Origin of the sequence: Crenobacter cavernae, assembly GCF_003355495.1 — a bacterium.
GTDB classification, from domain to species: domain Bacteria; phylum Pseudomonadota; class Gammaproteobacteria; order Burkholderiales; family Chromobacteriaceae; genus Crenobacter; species Crenobacter cavernae.
In genome coordinates this window covers 2,657,268-2,674,225 of the sequence record NZ_CP031337.1, presented here as the reverse complement: position 1 = coordinate 2,674,225, position 16,958 = coordinate 2,657,268, and the positions used below count along the sequence as shown (strand labels likewise).

The 16,958-nt window shown below is 65.9% G+C and carries 19 protein-coding genes and 1 pseudogene; 3 read left to right on the top strand and 17 right to left on the bottom strand.

What is annotated here, in order from left to right; translation table 11 throughout:
• Positions 1-44: 44 nt before the first annotated feature.
• From DWG20_RS12980 to DWG20_RS12940, 11 genes are all read right to left on the bottom strand, one after another.
• A complete protein-coding gene (locus DWG20_RS12980; RefSeq protein ID WP_115434198.1) occupies positions 45-1,379 on the bottom strand; it encodes a glutamine synthetase family protein in 1,335 nt (444 codons plus the stop codon).
• Positions 1,380-1,481: 102 nt separating this feature from the next.
• The gene (locus DWG20_RS12975) at positions 1,482-2,237 is read right to left on the bottom strand and encodes a gamma-glutamyl-gamma-aminobutyrate hydrolase family protein (RefSeq protein ID WP_115434197.1); all 756 of its coding nucleotides are present in this window, start codon (positions 2,235-2,237) and stop codon (positions 1,482-1,484) included.
• Between the two features lie 15 nt (positions 2,238-2,252).
• On the bottom strand, positions 2,253-3,377 hold the full coding sequence (gene ald, locus DWG20_RS12970) for an alanine dehydrogenase (RefSeq protein ID WP_115434196.1): 1,125 nt from the start codon (positions 3,375-3,377) through the stop codon (positions 2,253-2,255).
• 276 nt (positions 3,378-3,653) lie between these two features.
• Positions 3,654-4,139 carry a YajQ family cyclic di-GMP-binding protein gene (locus DWG20_RS12965; RefSeq protein WP_115434195.1) on the bottom strand — a complete coding sequence of 162 codons (486 nt, stop codon included), beginning with the start codon at positions 4,137-4,139 and terminating at the stop codon, positions 3,654-3,656.
• 217 nt (positions 4,140-4,356) lie between these two features.
• On the bottom strand, positions 4,357-4,722 hold the full coding sequence (locus DWG20_RS12960) for a hypothetical protein (RefSeq protein ID WP_115434194.1): 366 nt from the start codon (positions 4,720-4,722) through the stop codon (positions 4,357-4,359).
• Positions 4,723-4,803: 81 nt separating this feature from the next.
• Positions 4,804-5,274: an SRPBCC family protein gene (locus tag DWG20_RS12955; RefSeq protein WP_115434193.1), complete on the bottom strand. Its 471-nt coding sequence runs from the start codon at positions 5,272-5,274 to the stop codon at positions 4,804-4,806.
• The gene (locus tag DWG20_RS12950; RefSeq protein ID WP_115434811.1) at positions 5,271-5,918 is read right to left on the bottom strand and encodes a LolA family protein; all 648 of its coding nucleotides are present in this window, start codon (positions 5,916-5,918) and stop codon (positions 5,271-5,273) included. Before DWG20_RS12950 ends, DWG20_RS12955 begins: the two co-directional genes overlap by 4 nt.
• Positions 5,919-5,947: 29 nt before the next feature.
• The gene (locus DWG20_RS12945) at positions 5,948-6,364 is read right to left on the bottom strand and encodes a quinol oxidase (RefSeq protein WP_115434192.1); all 417 of its coding nucleotides are present in this window, start codon (positions 6,362-6,364) and stop codon (positions 5,948-5,950) included.
• Complete coding sequence (locus DWG20_RS16170; RefSeq protein ID WP_181880918.1) at positions 6,364-6,507, bottom strand: hypothetical protein; 144 nt, start codon at positions 6,505-6,507, stop codon at positions 6,364-6,366. The genes DWG20_RS12945 and DWG20_RS16170 overlap by 1 nt, the downstream gene beginning before the upstream one ends.
• On the bottom strand, positions 6,504-6,653 hold the full coding sequence (locus DWG20_RS16165) for a hypothetical protein (protein ID WP_181880917.1): 150 nt from the start codon (positions 6,651-6,653) through the stop codon (positions 6,504-6,506). Before DWG20_RS16165 ends, DWG20_RS16170 begins: the two co-directional genes overlap by 4 nt.
• 439 nt (positions 6,654-7,092) lie before the next feature.
• On the bottom strand, positions 7,093-7,269 hold the full coding sequence (locus DWG20_RS12940; protein WP_220271963.1) for a GNAT family N-acetyltransferase: 177 nt from the start codon (positions 7,267-7,269) through the stop codon (positions 7,093-7,095).
• 46 nt (positions 7,270-7,315) lie between these two features.
• Between DWG20_RS12940 and DWG20_RS12935 the strand changes: the two genes are divergently transcribed.
• A protein-coding gene (locus DWG20_RS12935; protein WP_115434810.1) for an IS5 family transposase occupies positions 7,316-8,114 on the top strand; the annotation gives its coding sequence in 2 pieces (ribosomal slippage) (positions 7,316-7,587 and positions 7,586-8,114; 801 coding nt in all).
• On the opposite strand, the gene DWG20_RS12930 is transcribed toward DWG20_RS12935, so the two are convergent.
• The 6 genes from DWG20_RS12930 to DWG20_RS12905 form a co-directional block, all read right to left on the bottom strand.
• Positions 8,101-8,607 (bottom strand): GNAT family N-acetyltransferase, encoded by a 507-nt coding sequence (locus DWG20_RS12930; RefSeq protein ID WP_115434191.1) that lies wholly within the window; start codon positions 8,605-8,607, stop codon positions 8,101-8,103. The two genes, DWG20_RS12935 and DWG20_RS12930, sit on opposite strands and share 14 nt — an antisense overlap.
• A gap of 71 nt (positions 8,608-8,678) precedes the next feature.
• On the bottom strand, positions 8,679-8,882 hold the full coding sequence (locus DWG20_RS12925; protein ID WP_115434190.1) for a DUF2788 domain-containing protein: 204 nt from the start codon (positions 8,880-8,882) through the stop codon (positions 8,679-8,681).
• Positions 8,883-8,921: 39 nt separating this feature from the next.
• The gene (locus tag DWG20_RS12920) at positions 8,922-9,812 is read right to left on the bottom strand and encodes a DMT family transporter (protein ID WP_115434189.1); all 891 of its coding nucleotides are present in this window, start codon (positions 9,810-9,812) and stop codon (positions 8,922-8,924) included.
• 96 nt (positions 9,813-9,908) lie between these two features.
• Entirely contained in the window at positions 9,909-11,138 is a 1,230-nt protein-coding gene (locus DWG20_RS12915) for an argininosuccinate synthase (protein ID WP_115434188.1), read from the bottom strand.
• Between the two features lie 51 nt (positions 11,139-11,189).
• Positions 11,190-12,113, bottom strand: coding sequence for an ornithine carbamoyltransferase (gene argF, locus DWG20_RS12910; protein ID WP_115434187.1), 924 nt, complete (start codon positions 12,111-12,113; stop codon positions 11,190-11,192).
• 172 nt (positions 12,114-12,285) lie between these two features.
• Complete coding sequence (locus DWG20_RS12905) at positions 12,286-14,199, bottom strand: aminotransferase class I/II-fold pyridoxal phosphate-dependent enzyme (protein ID WP_245944724.1); 1,914 nt, start codon at positions 14,197-14,199, stop codon at positions 12,286-12,288.
• Positions 14,200-14,382: 183 nt separating this feature from the next.
• Here DWG20_RS12905 and dinG point away from each other — a divergent pair, with 183 nt between their 5' ends.
• Positions 14,383-16,515, top strand: a complete 2,133-nt coding sequence (gene dinG / locus DWG20_RS12900; RefSeq protein WP_115434185.1) for an ATP-dependent DNA helicase DinG — start codon at positions 14,383-14,385, stop codon at positions 16,513-16,515.
• A 100-nt stretch (positions 16,516-16,615) separates the two neighbouring features.
• Positions 16,616-16,903, top strand: a pseudogene (locus tag DWG20_RS12895) (DUF3579 domain-containing protein); the annotation flags it as partial.
• Between the last annotated feature and the right edge of the window lie 55 nt (positions 16,904-16,958).

Here is a 16,958-nt window from a genome sequence, read left to right as displayed (position 1 = left end):
CGACAATATCCGGCCTGGACGACAACGTTGGCCGAGCGCCGATTTTAAACGTGCAGCAACAGATACTTGCGCTCCCACGGGCTGATCACGCGGAAGTATTCGGCAAATTCCTTTTCCTTGAGCGCGACGTACATGTCGACGAAACGTCGGCCGAGCACGCTGGCCAGCGCCTCGCTGCCGGACAGCACCTCGAGCGCGTCGTCGGTGCTGTACGGAAACTGGTAGGGCAGCTCATAGGCATTGTTCTGCATCGGGTCGGTACAGGCGATCTTTCTCACCATGCCGAGGTAGCCGCAGGCGAGCGTCGCCGCCATCGCCAGGTAGGGATTCACGTCGACGCCGGCGACGCGGTTCTCGATGCGTCGACTCTCCGGCGAAGAGTGCGGGATGCGGAAGCCGACGGTGCGGTTGTCGTAACCCCACTGCACGTTGATCGGTGCGGCGGTGTAGCGCGACAGGCGCCTCAACGAATTCACGTACGGCGCGAAGAACGGCATGCCTTCGGGCAGGAAGGTCTGCAGGCCGCCGAGGTAGTGGAAGAACGGTGGCGCCGGGTTGCCGTCGTCGAGGGTGAAGATGTTGCGGCCGGTGGCGCGATCGAGCACGTTCTGGTGCATGTGCATCGCGCTACCGGGTTCGTTCTCCATCGGCTTGGCCATGAAGGTCGCGTACATATTGTGGCGGAACGCCGCCTCGCGCACGGTGCGCTTGAACAGGAACACCTGGTCGGCCAAGTCGAGCGGGTTGCCGTGCAGGAAGTTGATCTCCATCTGCGCGGTGCCGACCTCATGGATCAGCGTGTCGACCTCGAGTTCCTGTGCGTAGCAGTAGTCGTAGATGTCCTCGAACAGCGGGTCGAACTCGTTGACCGCATCGATCGCGTACGAGCGCCGGCCGAATTCGGCGCGGCCTGTCCTTCCCAGCGGGGGTGACAGCGGCACGTCGGGGTCGGGGTTCGGCGCGACGAGGTAGAACTCCATCTCGGGCGCGAGCACCGGCTCCCAGCCCTGCTCGGCGTAGAGGTCGAGCACCTTCTTCAGCACGTTGCGCGGCGCGACGTCGACCGGCGCGCCATCGGAGCGGAAACAGTCGTAGATGATCTGCGCGGTCGGATCGGTCGCCCACGGCACGACACGCAAGGTGTTCGGGTCCGGCTCGAGCACCATGTCCGGGTCGGTGAGGTCGAGCATGCGCTCGTCTGGAAAGTCGCCGGTCACCGTCTGCAGCAACGCCACCTCGGGCAGGCGCATTTCCGGGTCGGCGACGAATTTTTCCTTCGGAATGATCTTGCCGCGCGCGACGCCGGCCATATCCGGCAGGATGCACTCCACTTCGGTGATGCGGCGCTCCCGCATCCATTCCAACATCGGGTTGGCCATGACGGCTTCCTCCCTGCAGCGATGGCCGGATTTGCGCACGCCGATGGCGACCCGGGGCATGCAAGCGCCCCGTCTCCCCCCTCCTCGCTTTCCCCGCCCCGGCTATTCCGACCGCTTGTCGCGGTGGCTCCGGCACGCATCGCCAAAGGCGCGGAAAATCGCCATCGACACCGTATTGTTCCAGTATTGCCATTCCGGATGCCACTGCACCGCGAGCAGGAAACCGCGCGCGGCGTCCATGCGGAACGCTTCGACGAGGCCGTCTTCGGCCAGCCCCTCGACCACCAGGCCGGGCGCCAGCCGCTTCACCCCCTGCTGGTGCAAGGAATTGACGGCGATACGCTCCTCGCCGGCCCATTCGGCCAACCACCCGCCCGGCGTCAGGCTGACGTGGTGGATAGGCCCGTACTGGTGCTCGAGCGGCGCATCGGTCTTCTCGCGGTGATCGAAATAACCGGCCTCCTCCTGCACATGCTGGTAGAGCTCGCCGCCGAGCGCGACGTTGACCTCCTGCGCGCCGCGGCAGATGCCGAGCACAGGCAGGCCGCGCTCGACCGCGCGCACCACCAGCGGCAGCGTGCTCGCGTCGCGTGCCGGGTCGTGCAACATGCCCTCGCGGCTGGGCGGCCCGCCGTAATAGTGCGGCTGGATGTTGGACGGCGAGCCGGGCAGCAGGATGCCGTCGAGCATGCCGAGACTTTCGTCGAGGAGCTCCGAGTCGCCGAGCGACGGAATCAGCCACGGCAAGGCGCCGGCGCCGCCGGCAACCGCCGTGATGTACTTCTCGCCCACCGCATGAAACGGGAAGGAGCTCAACTGCTTGATGTCGCAGGGAATCCCAACAATCGGCCGTGCCATCGCTGCCATCCTCCCCTATTCAGCCTGCGCGAGCGCGACCAGCGGCTCGACGTAAGCCTGGCCGAGCGCTTCGGCGACCGCCGGATGCGTGATCTTGCCGAGGCACACGTTCAGACCGTTGCGCAGATACATGTTCGAGGTCAATGCGGCGCGCCACCCCTGGTCGGCCAACAGCAGCGCGTACGGCAGCGTCGCGTGCGTCAGCGCCTGGGTCGCGGTGCGCGCGACGCCGCCCGGCATGTTCGCGACGCAGTAATGGACGATGCCGTCGACGATATAGGTCGGCTCCTGGTGGGTGGTCGGCCGGCTGGTTTCGAAACAGCCGCCCTGATCGATCGCCACGTCGACCAGCACTGCACCAGCCTTCATCGTCTTGAGCATGCTGCGCGACACCAGCCTGGGCGCGGCCGCGCCGGGCACCAGCACCGCGCCGACGACGAGATCGGCGTCGCGGATCGCGTCCTCGATGTGGCTCTGGCTCGAAAACAGCGTCTTGATGCGGCCGCCAAACAGGTTATCGATGTCCTTCAACCGCAGCAGCGACTTGTCGAGGATGATCACGTCGGCGCCCAGCCCCATCGCGGTGCGTGCGGCATTCAAGCCGACCACGCCGCCGCCGAGCACCACCACGCGCGCCGGCAGCACGCCCGGCACGCCAGACAGCAGCACGCCGCGCCCGCCCTGCGCCTTCTCGAGCGCGTGCGCGCCGGCCTGGATCGCCATGCGACCGGCGACCTCGGACATCGGCGCCAACAGCGGCAGGCCGCCACGCTCGTCGGTGACGGTCTCGTAGGCGATCGCCACCGCCTTCGACTCCATCAGCAAGGTCGCCTGGTTCGGGTCGGGCGCCAGGTGCAGATAGGCGAAAAGCACCTGACCCGGGCGCAGCATGCGGCATTCGACCGGCTGCGGCTCCTTGACCTTGATCACGAGGTCGCTCTGGCCGAATACCGCCTCGGCGTCGGATACGATCGCCGCGCCGGCCCCGAGGTACTGTTCGTCGGAAAAACCGATAGCCAGGCCCGCATGGGCCTGTACCAGCACCTTGTGGCCGTGCGCGACCAGTTCGCGCACACCGGACGGCGTCAGCCCCACCCGGTATTCGTGGTTCTTGACCTCCTTGGGTACGCCGATACGCATCGCGGCCTCCTGGAACAGGATGGGCGGCCGGGTCCAGCACGCCCCGCCGCCGATGATTCAATAGCGGATGATTCCATAGTGGATGCTGGACTAGGGCCTTGCAAAATGAATCGGTATTGCGCCGCAGCAGCGAACGGTCACGGCAGCGACTCAATGGTTTGACCGGCGACAAGCCAGAAGTTTGCGCGCATGAAAAACGCGCGGGGCGCCCCCGTCGTGGCAGCCACCCCGCGCGCGTGGTGTCGAAGGCTGGCCGAGCCCGGCCAAGCCGGGGAATCAATCGCGGAAGTTGTTGTACTGCAGCGGGAAGTCGGTCACTTCCTTTCTCATCAGCGCGATCACGTCCTGCAGCACGTCGCGCTTGGCGCCGGAAACCCGCACCGCTTCACCCTGGATGCTCGCCTGCACCTTGAGCTTGGAATCCTTGATCAGCCTCACGATGCGCTTGGCCAGCTCGGTCTCGATGCCTTCCTTGACCGTGATCGTGCGCTTGACCTTGTTGCCGCTGACCTTCTCGAGCTTGCCTTCGTCGAGGCAGCGCACGTCGACTTCGCGCTTGGACAGCTTGCCGAGCAGGATCTCCCGGACCTGGTCGAGCTGGAATTCGGCGTCGGCGTACAGCGTCAGCACCTTCTCGGCGACCTCGATACGGGCGTCGCTGCCCTTGAAGTCGTAACGGGTGGACACCTCCTTGTTGGCCTGGTCCACGGCGTTGCGCACTTCTACCTTGTTCACTTCGGAAACGATATCGAACGACGGCATTTTCTTGTTTTCCTGAAAGGGGTTGGACGATGGCGGGCGGCGGCGCATTGCCCCGGTAGCGCTGGTTTTACAAAGCACGGGACGGCTGCCGGCTCGTGCGAGCCCTTATACCGCCCGCCGCACCGCAAGGCAAGCCGCCGCCCCGGGAACACCGCCCGATCGGGGCTCGGCCAACGTCGGCCGCACGCGCCGTTCGGACGACGCCCTTCCTCAGCGATCAGCCTCCTACACGATAGACGCCGCCGTCCTCCTTGACGCGGCCGTGGCGCAGCAGCCGCGACGCGATCGCGCCGGCGGTGCGGCCGTGCCGGGTCGACAGTTCCTTGACCGACGCCCCGTCGTCGAACGCCGACAACAGTTGCCGGTCTTCGTCGTCCGACCACGACTTGCCGGCGTTGTCCGGCTGCACGCGTTCGCGCTTGTCCCGCCTTTCCATCTCCTCGAGCGCGCGCGCCGCGACGAACAGCGCACGGATCAGCTGCGGGTTGTTCAGCGGACGGGCGTCGGCGAGCGTCTCCCCGGTCTCGGGGTCGACGCCATCGGCGAGTGCTTCGATCATCGATCTGGCTTCGGCGGGCGACATGGCTTCCTCCTGAAGACCAACGCAGACACAAGGCCTCGGCCAAGCTTCGCGCCCCGGCCGGGCCTAGACGTAATACCAAACCTATTCGGGCGGATCGTGCGCGTCGAGCAGCCGCGCCAGCCCCTGCCCGCCTTCGCGCATCACCGCGTCGTGGTTCCACTCGAACAGCGGCCGGGCCAGCGGCGCCAGCCAGTTCATCCATGGCCGCGTGGTGCGCACCTGCCAGTCGTAGCGCACCACCGTGACACCGTCCTCGTGCGAGAAATGCCAGCGACCGACGCCCTCGAGCTCGCCCTCCACGCGGCCTTCGAGCAGCCGCAACGGTTCGACGCGCGTCACTCGCGTCTCGAAGGTCAGCCGGTACGGCAAGACACTCTTCCACGTCAGCCGCTGGCGCGCGCCAAGCCCGCTCGCGTCGCCTTTTTCGATGTCGACGACGCACTCGACGCCCTTCCACCAGACGGGCCACGCCGCCGAGTCGTAGATCGCGTCCCACACCGCCTCGAGCGGCGCGGCAATGCGCCACAGGCTGGTCAGCCGGTATTCGCTCATCGCTCGGGCCTGAAGAAATCGTCGGGAAAGGCGACGTCGCGCTCGACGTCTTCCAGCATCACCGTCTCGATCGCCTGGCCGTCGACGCCATAGCTCTCGACCCTGGCCGGAAACAGCGTGTCGCGTGCGAACCAGACGCGGTAGCGGTGCACGCCGGCCACGTTGGCGTCGCCGGCGCCTTTCACTTCGACCCCGGTCACCCGCTGCTCGCCGATCGCGGCGTCGCCGAGCGGTGCGGCCGAACCCCTGTCGCGCAGCGCGGCAAGGTTGGCGAGCAGCGCGCCGACATCGGAACGGTCGACGCGATGGCCATGCTCGCCGCGGATCAGCGCGTTGTCGGGCGACAGCGTCAGCACCGGCAGATAGCCGACCCCGAACGGCCATAGCCTCACCTTCCGCGCGCCCGGATCGTAGACCAGGACCGCGCCGGCGTGCGGGCGCACAAAAGCCATCCGGACCCAGCCCGGCTTACGATAGCCATAACGGATCAGCTGCCCCTCGCCACCCGTCCCGACCGAACGCACGGTCGCCCGGTAGCTGGCCAGCGCGACAAAGCGCGATATCGCGGCATCGAGCACATCGGCCGCCTGCGCGCCCAAGGCAAGCGTGGCGATCAGGCCGGCCACGAGCTGCGGCTTAAACATCAAGGCAAGCGACGGGCGGCCGGCACGCATCACTCCTCGGCGTCCAGCTCGCCCGCCATGCCGCGCTCGCGGTGGCTCTTGAAGAACAACAGCCGGTTCGGGCAATAGAAGGCGTAGCGGCCGGCCACCGCGGGCGTGAAGGTGACCTTCTGCGGTGCATCGCCGAGCGAGAAGTCGGCGATGCGTTTTCCGCCGGGCCCTTCAAGCACGAAACGGTGCGGGACGATGCCGCTGTCCATGCGGACCGACACCTCGACCGGCTGGCCGACCTTGACGGCGATACGCTTGGGCTTGAAGTGGTAGCTGCCGCCGACGATATCGACGCGCTGCACGCCGTCGGCACCGGGCGTCGGCCGGTACGGCACGCCCTCGCCTTCGGCGACGGCCTGCAACGCGACGAGCGCGGTGCTCAGTGCAGCAAGCCGCGCAGCGCTCATCAGGCCCATCAGTAGCCACCGCCACCACCGCCGCTACGCTCGTAGGGCGGTGCCGTGCCGCCGTAGCCGCCGCCGGTGTTTGCACAGCCGGCAGCGACACCCACCGTCGCGACCGCCAGCACGGCCACGATCCATCGTATGCATTTCTTCATGATTGTTCTCCTTGCCAGGATGGGAACACGTACAGCGTCATCTTGCGCTCGTCGACCAGGCGGCCATCCATAGCCGCCGGCGCCTCGGCCCACGCCGGTGCGGACAGCAGCGCCGCCAACGCGCAACAAATCGGCGGATATCTCATGCTCTCTCCTCTCGCGGCAGGCCGCACGGGCGGCTGGGCTTTTGTTATAGACATTGGCCGACGGCGAATAAACGTGGCGGCACAAGCACTTGACCGAGCGCGTCGGCGGGTTGAAAACGCGGGTCGCAAAGCGGGATCGCAGGGAAGGTCAGACCGGCGAAGCGGGGTTCGCTATCGACGCCTCTCGTCACCTGGAGGCGGCCAAGCGGCCTCTCTTCGTACCCCCACAGCTGACGAACGAAGCGCCGCTCATGCGGAGTCCCGGAATCCGCACGCGGCAATTCCGGAAAATCGCACAAACCGGCATTCATCGGTGAACTTGCCTGGCCCGGCGTGCTGGCCGACCCGAGGTTGGCCGAGCCCGGTGCACCGATGCCCCGACTCGGACGCAAAAAAGGCCGCGAACGCGGCCTGCGATGAGGATTCAGAAGGGAAGGCACTAGCCGAGCCCGAAGCTGGTCACGCCGAACACCCGCGCATTGTCGATCGCCGGCGCGGCGCCGGTGTACATGCGCGCCGTTTCGAACACGCTCTTCATGCCGTAGCGGCCGGCCAGCGCCACACCCATGGCGTTGACCTCGGGCACGTCGAGGAACAAGGGGGCGCCGATGGGCACCTTAGACCCTGTTCACGATCTCTTGCATAGCCGCGACAATGGCGAGATGCGAAGCAAGAGATACCCCAGCGATATGAGTCGCGAGCAGTTCGAACAGATCCGGCCACTGCTGGAGCAGGTCCGCAGGAAAACCAAGCCCCGGATGGTCGACTTGTATGAGGTGTGGTGCGCAGTGCTGTATCTATTGCGCACTGGCTGCCAATGGCGGGCGCTACCCAGCGACTTCCCCAAGTGGCGCACGGTGCATTCATACTTTGCCAAATGGAGTGAGCCCGATAGCCAGGGGGTGAGCCTGCTGGAGCGGGCGCTTAAAAAATCAGGTTGGCGTGGTCCGTATGAGACTGGGGCGCAACGCTTACAGCACGTTCTTGATCGTGGACGCGCAGAGCGTGAAGAACACGGACACGGCGACGCTGAAGGGCTATGACGCAGGCAAGAAGGTCTCGGGCATCAAGCGCCACATTGCGGTGGATACCCAGGGATTGCCCCATGCAGTGGCGGTCACCACCGCCGAGGTGACCGATCGCAAGGGGGCGCTGCAGGCGCTGCGGCGATGCCAACCTGGGCTGAGCCGGGTTCAAAGCCTGCTGGCAGACAACGGCTATGTGGGCCAGCCCTTCGCGCAGGGCGTGCGTGAGATGCTGGGTGAGCATGTCACCGTGCAGATTGCCAAGCGAAGCGAGCTGCATACCTTCAAGGTGATGCCTCAGCGCTGGATCGTCGAGCGCAGCTTCGCCTGGCTGGAGAAGAACAGAAGACTGTGGAAGAACTGCGAGCGGAAACTCAATACCAGCTTGCAGTTCGTCCACCTGGCCTTCCTTGTCCTGCTGCTCAAGAGATCGTGAACAGGTTCTTAGCGGCCAGGCTCGCGAGTAGCGCCTCGGCGACATCGGGCGAATCGGCGAACAACGGGCCGACCTTCCAGCCGACGCGGCAGCGCCGCGCGACGCCGTAGCCGTGCCATTTTTCGTGGTCGACGTAGGCCGCGCCGTGCGACTCGGGCAGGGTCAGCCAAGCCCGCAGGAAGGCCGCGCGCGGCGCCGGGAACAGGCCGCGCTCGTAATCGGCGACCACCTCGACCGACGGCAGCGCCACCAGTTCCCTGAGGTCGGGCGCGTCGCCGCCGCCCTGCCCCTGGTAGCGGATGTTGCGGTAGGCCAGTGCGAAGCCCGGCTTGCGGTAGTTGTCCTGCTGCGCGATCACGCCGTCGAGCCCGATGTTATGGCCGGCTAGCCGCGCCATCGCCCTTTGCCACAGCGGCATGCCGTAACCCTGGCCGCGCCTCCCGGACTGCACGATGTAGAGCCCGACGAAGCCGAACGCGCCGTCGTAGGACACCGCCGAACCGAGGGCCGGGGCGTCTCATGACGGCCCGGCCCTCGGTGCCCAGCCCACAGCAACAACGGGCGTCACTTCAGCAAGAAGAACTCCACCAGCACGTTCTTGAACACGAAGCCCAGCACGCCGACACCCAGCGCGAGGAACAGCACGAAGGTGCCAAACTTGCCTGCGCCCGACTTCTTGCCCAGGTCCCAGATGATGAAGCACATGAACACGATCAGACCGCCGACGAGGACGATGATGGCGATGTTGGAGAACTGCTCTTCGGTCACGACGTGACGCTCCTGCTCAATGACGATGGATGGCGATCATTATACGCGCGCGCCACGGGCCGGCACGCGCAGCACCAGCGCCACACCGGCGGCGGCGAGCGCCATGCCGGCCAGCGCCGCGGCGGACAGTCGCTCGTCGAATAGCGCCCATGCCTCCAGCGCGGTCAGGCCCGGCACGAGGTAGAAGTAGCTGACCACGCGCGCGACCTCGCCTTCCTTGATCATGCGCATCAACAGCAGGATGGCGGCGACCGACAGCGCGAGCACGCTCCAGACCATCGCCACCCACAGCTCGGCCGACCAGACGACGGGCTGGTCGTGCTCGAAGGCGAGCGCCAGCGCGCCGGTAAAGACCAGCGTCGCCAGGTACTGGTGGAAGGTACCGGCCAACAGATTGGCGCCGCCCGAATGGCGCTTCTGGTACAGCGTGCCGGCGGTGATGCCGAGCAAGGCGAACACCGTCCACGCCAGACCGTAGCCGGCGTGGAAATCGAGCCCCCGCGTGCCGGCGACGACGAGCACGGTGCCGGCGAAGCCGACCGCCATGCCGAGCCACTGGCGACGCGCGAGCCGTTCGGCAAACGCGATGTGCGACACCAGCGCCGTCAGCAAGGGCTGCAGGCCGACGATGAGCGCGGTCAGACCGGCCGGCACCTCGGCCTTGATCGCGGCAAACACGCCGCCGAGGTAAACGCCGTGCACCAACAGGCCGCTGACCCACTGGCGGCGCGCGACGGGCAGGCTCGGCCAAGGTGCAGCATAGACCCGCATCAGCACGGCGAAGCAGGCCAGGGTCAGCGCCATGCGCACGGCGAGGAAGGTAAACGGGCCGATGTAAGGCAGGCCGAGCTTGGCGCCGATGAAGCCGGTGCTCCACAGGACGACGAAGGCCCAGGGAATCCAGCCGAGGTGCTTGTGTTGCGACGACATGGCGGCTCCGCTGCCCGGCTTGGCCGAGCCAGAGATTCGAAACGAAAAAAGCCGCCTCGTGGGCGGCTTTTACGGCGAAGGATGACCCCGGAAGGATCAGCCGCGGCCCTTGTCCAGGCGGCCGGCGATGCGCATGCGCAGCGCGTTCAGCTTGATGAAGCCGCCGGCGTCGGCCTGGTTGTACGCGCCCTTGTCGTCGTCGAAGGTCGCGATGTTCATGTCGAACAGCGAATCGGTCTTCGAGTCGCGGCTGACGACGATCACGTTGCCCTTGTACAGCTTCAGGCGCACCCAGCCGTTCACGGTGCTCTGCGTGTAGTCGATCAGCGTCTGGATCGCCTTGCGCTCCGGCGCCCACCAGTAGCCGTTGTAGATCAGGCTGGCGTATTTGGGCATCAGCTCGTCCTTCAGGTGCGCCACTTCGCGGTCGAGGGTGATCGACTCGATCGCGCGGTGCGCCTTCAGGATGATGGTGCCACCCGGGGTTTCGTAGCAGCCGCGCGACTTCATGCCGACGTAGCGGTTTTCGACCAGGTCGAGACGGCCGATGCCGTGCTTACCGCCCAGTTCGTTCAGCTTGGCGAGCACTTCGTGCGCCTTCAGGCGCACGCCGTTCAGCGCGACGATGTCGCCGTTCTCGAATTCGACGTCGAGGTATTCGGCTTGGTCCGGCGCCGCTTCCGGCGACACGGTCCAGCGCCACATCGATTCCTCGGCCTCGGCCGACGGGTTCTCGAGGTGGCGGCCTTCGAACGAGATGTGCAACAGGTTGGCGTCCATCGAGTACGGCGCGCCGCCCTGCTTGTGCTTCATCTCGACCGGGATGCCGTTCTTCTCGGCGTAGGCGAGCAGCTTCTCGCGGGACAAGAGGTCCCACTCGCGCCACGGCGCGATCACTGTCACGTCCGGCTTCAGGCCGTAGTAGCCGAGCTCGAAGCGCACCTGGTCGTTGCCCTTGCCGGTCGCGCCGTGCGACACCGCGTCGGCGCCGGTCTGGTTGGCGATCTCGATCTGGCGCTTGGCGATCAGCGGACGCGCGATCGACGTGCCGAGCAGGTATTCGCCTTCATACACGGTGTTGGCGCGGAACATCGGGAATACGAAGTCGCGCACGAATTCTTCGCGCAGGTCGTCGATGAAGATGTTTTCCGGCTTGATGCCGAACTTCAGCGCCTTTTGGCGCGCCGGCTCGAGTTCTTCACCCTGGCCGAGGTCGGCGGTGAAGGTCACCACTTCGCATTGATAGGTGTCTTGCAGCCACTTCAGGATCACCGAAGTGTCGAGGCCGCCCGAGTAGGCGAGGACGACTTTCTTGATATCGGACATATTGGTTTTTTCCAGCGTAAATAATGGGGTCAGGGTTGGCCGAGCGTCGACTCAGTCGTTGACCTGCCCCAGAAGCAAATACTCTATCAGCGCCTTTTGCACATGCATACGGTTTTCGGCTTCGTCCCACACCACCGACTGCGGGCCGTCGATCACCTCGGCGGCGACTTCCTCGCCGCGGTGCGCCGGCAGACAGTGCATGAAGAGCGCGTCCGAGCGGGCGAGCGCCATCAGTTCGGCACTCACCATGAAGCCGCAGAAGGCCTGGCGACGCGCCTCGGCCTCGTCCTCGAAGCCCATGCTGGTGAACACGTCGGTGGTGACGAGGTCGGCGTCCTTCACCGCTTCCTTCGGGTCGTTGAACGCCTCGTAGCAGTCGGCGCCGTAGTCGCAGCCGTCGAGCACGGCCACTTCATAGCCCTTGGGCGTCGCGACCTTCAGCTTGAAGCCGAGGATCTTCGCCGCCTGCAGCCAGGTGCGCGCCATATTGTTGCCGTCGCCGATCCACGCGACCGTCTTGCCGGCGATGCTGCCCTTCTGCTCGATGAAGGTGAACACGTCGGCGAGGATCTGACAGGGATGGTATTCGTTGGTCAGGCCGTTGATCACCGGCACGCGCGAGTTGGCCGCCAGCGCCTCGACCGCCTGCTGGTCGAAGGTGCGGATCATGATGATGTCGCTCATGCGCGACAGCACGCGCGCGGTGTCCTCCACCGGCTCGCCGCGGCCGAGCTGTGAAGTCTTGCTGTCGAGGAACATCGCGTGCCCGCCCAGTTGCGACATGCCGGCCTCGAACGAGACGCGGGTGCGCGTCGAGTTCTTCTCGAAGATCATCGTCATGACCTGGCCGATCAGCGGTCGGTACAGCTCGCCGGCATTACGTCGTCGCTTCAGGATCGCGGCGCGTTCGAAGACGTGGGTCAGTGCCTCGCGGGATAGATCGCTGAATTGAAGAAAGTGCCTGGCTTGGGTCATGGTGGGTTCCAAAAAATAATGCCACCGCGCACGGAGGGCGTCTCATGTGCGGTGACACGACTTACGCGGTTCTTTTGATCGGTTGTCGCGCTTTCGCGACCGGTAGGCCGCCAAAAATTATAAAAATGCGACATCTTTATATTTATCGGAAATCCAGTCCGCTGACAAGCCATCAGCCTCCGGGGCTACCCTCGGCCAAGCTCGCTTCTTCGTCGGCCGACAGCACCCTGAGGCACGCGCCGTCCTCGTCGATCTCCAGCCCGTGCACCTCCATGGGGCGCGGCCCGCCGACCAGCCGCACGAGGTAGCCGAGCACCGCCGCGTCGACGCGCTGGCCGGGTACCAGCACCGGGATGCCCGGCGGGTAAGGCACGACCTGGTCGCAACTGATGCGGCCGATCAGCTTGAGGTTGGCCGAGCCCTGCTCGCCGACCAGCGCGACCTTCTCGCCGGTTTCGAAGAAGGCGTCGCGCGGCAGACAGGCGAGCGGCGTCATCTCGGGCAAGGGCGGCAGCTTCAAAGGACTCTGCGCCGGGCCGCCGCGTTTCTCGCTCGCCAGACGGCCCAGCGCGTCGGCCAGCCGCGTCATCTTGCTGCGCGTGGTGCCAAGCGAGACGAGAAAGGTGATGGTGTTGTAGGTGGTCTTCTCGACCTGGATGTTGAAGCGCTCGAACAGCACGGCGCGCAGCGCCTCGGCCGGCTGACCGCTTTGCGTGACGTCGACGGTCAGCTTGGTCTGGTCGAGCCGTACGCCCTCGCCCGCCAGTTCGGCCGGAACCAGGTCTTCGAGCCCCAGCACGCGGAACACGCCGGTCGCGTTGATGCGTTCGCGCAATTCATTCGCGATTTCCAGCGCGCGCGACAGCAATCGATAGCCTTCCATCACCGCCTGACGGCGCGCGACGTCGAGGCTGGCGATCAGGCTGTACTGCGGGCTGGTCGACGAAAACATATTGAAGTTCTCGCGGAACAGGTGGGCGTTGAAGTCGGGGTCGTTGACGTGGACCATGGCGGCCTGCGAGAGCGCCGACAGCCCCTTGTGCGTGCTGTGCGTGACGTAGTCGGCGCCGGATTCGAGCGCGGTCGGCCGGAACGCCGGGTGGAAGCGGCCGTGCGTGTACCAGGCCTCGTCGACGACCACCTTGATGCCGCTCGCGTGCGCCGCCTCGACGATGGGCGCGAGCTCGTAGCGCAGACCGTCGTAGGTGCACGAAGTCAGCATCAGCGCGCGTGCTTCCGGATGAGCGGCGATCGCCGCCAGGACGGTTCCGCGCGCGAGCGGCCCGAACAGTCCGTACTGCCGGTTCAAGGTCGACGGCAAATACACGGGCCGCGCGCCGGACAGGATCACGCCGTGGTGCACCGATTTGTGACAGTTGCGGTCAAGCAGCAGCACGTCGCCCGGCGCGAGCAAGGTCTGCAGGATCACCTTGTTCGACGTCGAACTGCCGTTGGTGACGAAGAAGGTCTCGCGCGCTCCGAAGGCCTGCGCGGCGAGGTCCTGCGCGCGCGCGATGACCCCGGTGGGGGCCAACAGCGAATCGAGCATCGGCACGGAAACCGACAGGTCGGCGCGCAGCAGGTTCTCGCCGACGAAGTCGTAGAAGTCGCCGACCCACGGGCTGCCGCGGAACGAATCGCCGCTCGAATGCCCCGGCGTGTGCCACGAGTCCTTGGCCATCTCGACGTAGCTTCTCAGCGCGTCGTAGAACGGCGTGGCCGACTTCTCGGCCAGTTCGGCCGACAGGATGCGGAACCAGCCATGGTAGTCGGCTTCCTCATGATGGAAGAAGCCGTTGACCGGCGCGCTGGCGAACGCACGCGAGGGCCGGCCGGACAGGAGCACATAGAGAGACAACTCCGGCCTGAAGGCATTGAGCCGCTCGATCAGCACCAGCGCCGCGTCTTCGCGGCCTCGTGCGTCGACCAGCACGATCAACACGTCACCGTCCTCGGCCACGCGCACCTGCGCCTCTTCCGAACTGTGCGCGAGAGCGACGCCGAGCCCGAACGGGTTCGGCAGCCGCCCGGCGGCCTCGGCCAGGCCGGCGGCCAGTTCCGACAGCTCGGCGCGCGATTCGCTCACCAGCAATACCCGACTTTGCAAGGCCATCTCTTCCCCCGGGGCGGCGCGTGCTGAATAAGCCCGGCCAAGCTCTGCCGGGCCACGCCGCCGCCATGCTTTCATCGTAGGCGGTGCGGCGGGCGACGCCTTCGGGCTTAACACTTCCCGCGCCGGGGCGGCCGGCGCTTGCAGTACAATGTCGGGATGCTGACCGACGCCGAAAAAAACGCCATCCGCGACCACTATCGCGCCATTTCCGAGAACCTGCCGGGCTTCCGTCCGCGCGCCGCACAGCGCCGCATGTTGGCCGAGGTCGCCAACGCCTTCTCGCGCGCGCAGGAGAAAGACCCCGACAGCGATGATCTACCCGAACGCGAGGGCGAAAGCATCGTCGTGGTCGAAGGGCCGACCGGCGTCGGCAAGAGTCTCGCCTACCTCTTGGCCGGCGGCGTGATGGCGCGCGCGCGCGGCAAGAAGCTGGTCGTCACCAGCGCGACCGTCGCGCTGCAGGAGCAGCTCGTGAACCGCGACCTGCCCTTCGTCGTCGAGAACAGCGGCCTGCCGCTGACCTTCGCGCTCGCCAAGGGGCGCGGCCGCTACCTCTGCCCCTATCGTCTTTACCAGCACACCGCCGAGCATTCGCAGGGCGAGCTCCTAGGCCGCGACCCCGACCTTGCCGTGTGGGACAAGAAGCCCGAGGCGGCCGAGATCGAAGCCTTGAAGGAACTGGCCGACGCCTTCTACTACCGTCGCTGGAACGGCGACCGCGACACCTGGCCGACGGTGATCGAGGACAGCCTGTGGGGCCGCGTCACCAACGACCGCCACGGCTGCCTGAAGATGGCCTGCCCGAACCGGCCCGAGTGCCCGTTCTATCTGGCGCGTGAGACGCTGGAGAACGTCGACGTGGTGGTCGCCAACCACGACCTGCTGCTCGCCGACGTGGCGATGGGCGGCGGCGTGATCCTGCCCGCGCCCGACGCGAGCTTCTACTGCATCGACGAGGCGCACCACCTCGCGAAGAAGGCGATCAACCAGTTCGCCGCCGAACACTCGCACGGCCAGGCGATGTTCTGGCTCGACAAGGTGCCGCAGGTCGCCGGCCGCGTCGAAGGGCTGACCGGCAAGGGCGAAGCGGCCGCCGGCGCCTGCGACGCTGCCGCGGCGGCGATGGAGAGCCTGACCGAATGGCTGTGGCTGCTCGAGAGCGAGCCGGCGCTCGCCGCCGACAGCGACAACCTCGAACCGTCGTGGCTGATCGACGACGGCAAGCTGCCCGAACACCTGAAGATCCCGACGTCCAACCTCGCGCTCGCCGCGCGCATGGTCGTAAGGCATTTGACCAGCCTGTCGGACGCGTTGGCCGAGGCCAGGAAACTGAACAGCACCGACACGCCGCTGATCGACAAGGCGGCGAGCGACCTCGGCTTCCTCGTCGGCCGCGCCGAGCAGCTGAACGCGGTGTGGGACCTGTTCGAACAGGAAGCCGACGAGAACGCGCCGCCGATCGCCAAGTGGATCACGCGGCTGACGACCGGCAAGGGCGACTACCGCTTCTCGGCGTCGCCGGTGTCGGCGGCGGCCAGCCTCGCCGGCACGCTGTGGCGCCGCGCGGCCGGCGCGCTGTTGACGTCGGCGACGCTGCGCTCGCTCGGCGCGTTCGAGCTCTTGCTGTCGCAGACCGGCCTCAAGTGGCTGCCCAAGGTCGAGTGCATCGCGCTCGACTCGCCGTTCAACTTCCAGGAACAGGGCGAACTCTATCTGCCGCCGCTCTACGCCAGCCCGAAGGACCCGGCGGCGCACACGCGGGAAATCGTCGAATGGCTGCCCAAATTGATCGACGTGAGCCAGGCGGTCGGCAGCCTGGTGCTGTTTTCTTCGCGAAAACAAATGCAGGACGTCGCCGCGGCATTACCTTCCGCTTTTAGAGAGAATCTGCTGGTTCAGGGTGAATGGCCGAAATCGGTTTTGCTCGAGCGCCATTACCAGAATTTATCTTCGTCAAAAGCCAGCGTGATATTCGGGCTGGATTCTTTTGCCGAGGGCCTGGACCTGCCGGGCGAGGCCTGCGTGCACGTGATCATCGTCAAACTGCCGTTCGCGATGCCCGACGACCCGGTCGGCAAAACCCTTGCCAGATGGGTCGAGAAGCGCGGCGGCAACCCCTTTGTCGAGATCACCGTGCCCGAGGCGTCGATCAAGCTGGTGCAGGCGGTCGGCCGGCTGATCCGCACCGAGCAGGACTACGGTCGCGTCACCATTCTGGACAACCGCATCGTGCGGCAAAGCTACGGGAAAAGGCTGCTGGCATCCCTGCCGCCTTTTAAGCGCATCTGAATTAGGCGTAAAATAGGGCAACCGGACTATTAATTAGCCGTTCGGTCGAAATAAAAAACAATATATTCGGGTTTACCCTAAACTTTCGCCTAAACAAGCCATGATTTGTAATCCATATGAAATAGTCATACAGGGTGTGACCTCCGATGGCCGCACCTTCCGCCCCAGCGACTGGTCCGAACGCCTGTCCGGCATCCTCGCCTCCTTCGGCGAATCGCAGAAACTCTCCTACCACGCCTTTGTCCGCCCGATGCTGCTCGACGGCGTCCGCTGCGTCGCCGTCGACAAGAAGCTCGAGAAGATCAACCCGCCCGCCTTCCAGTTCCTGCTCGACTTCGCGCGCGACAACGACCTGCGCGTCGTCGACTGCCGCACGCTGATCGACGAGATCTACCCGAACCGCTTCCTTGCGTGACCCGGCTCGCATAGAACAAATTATTTCA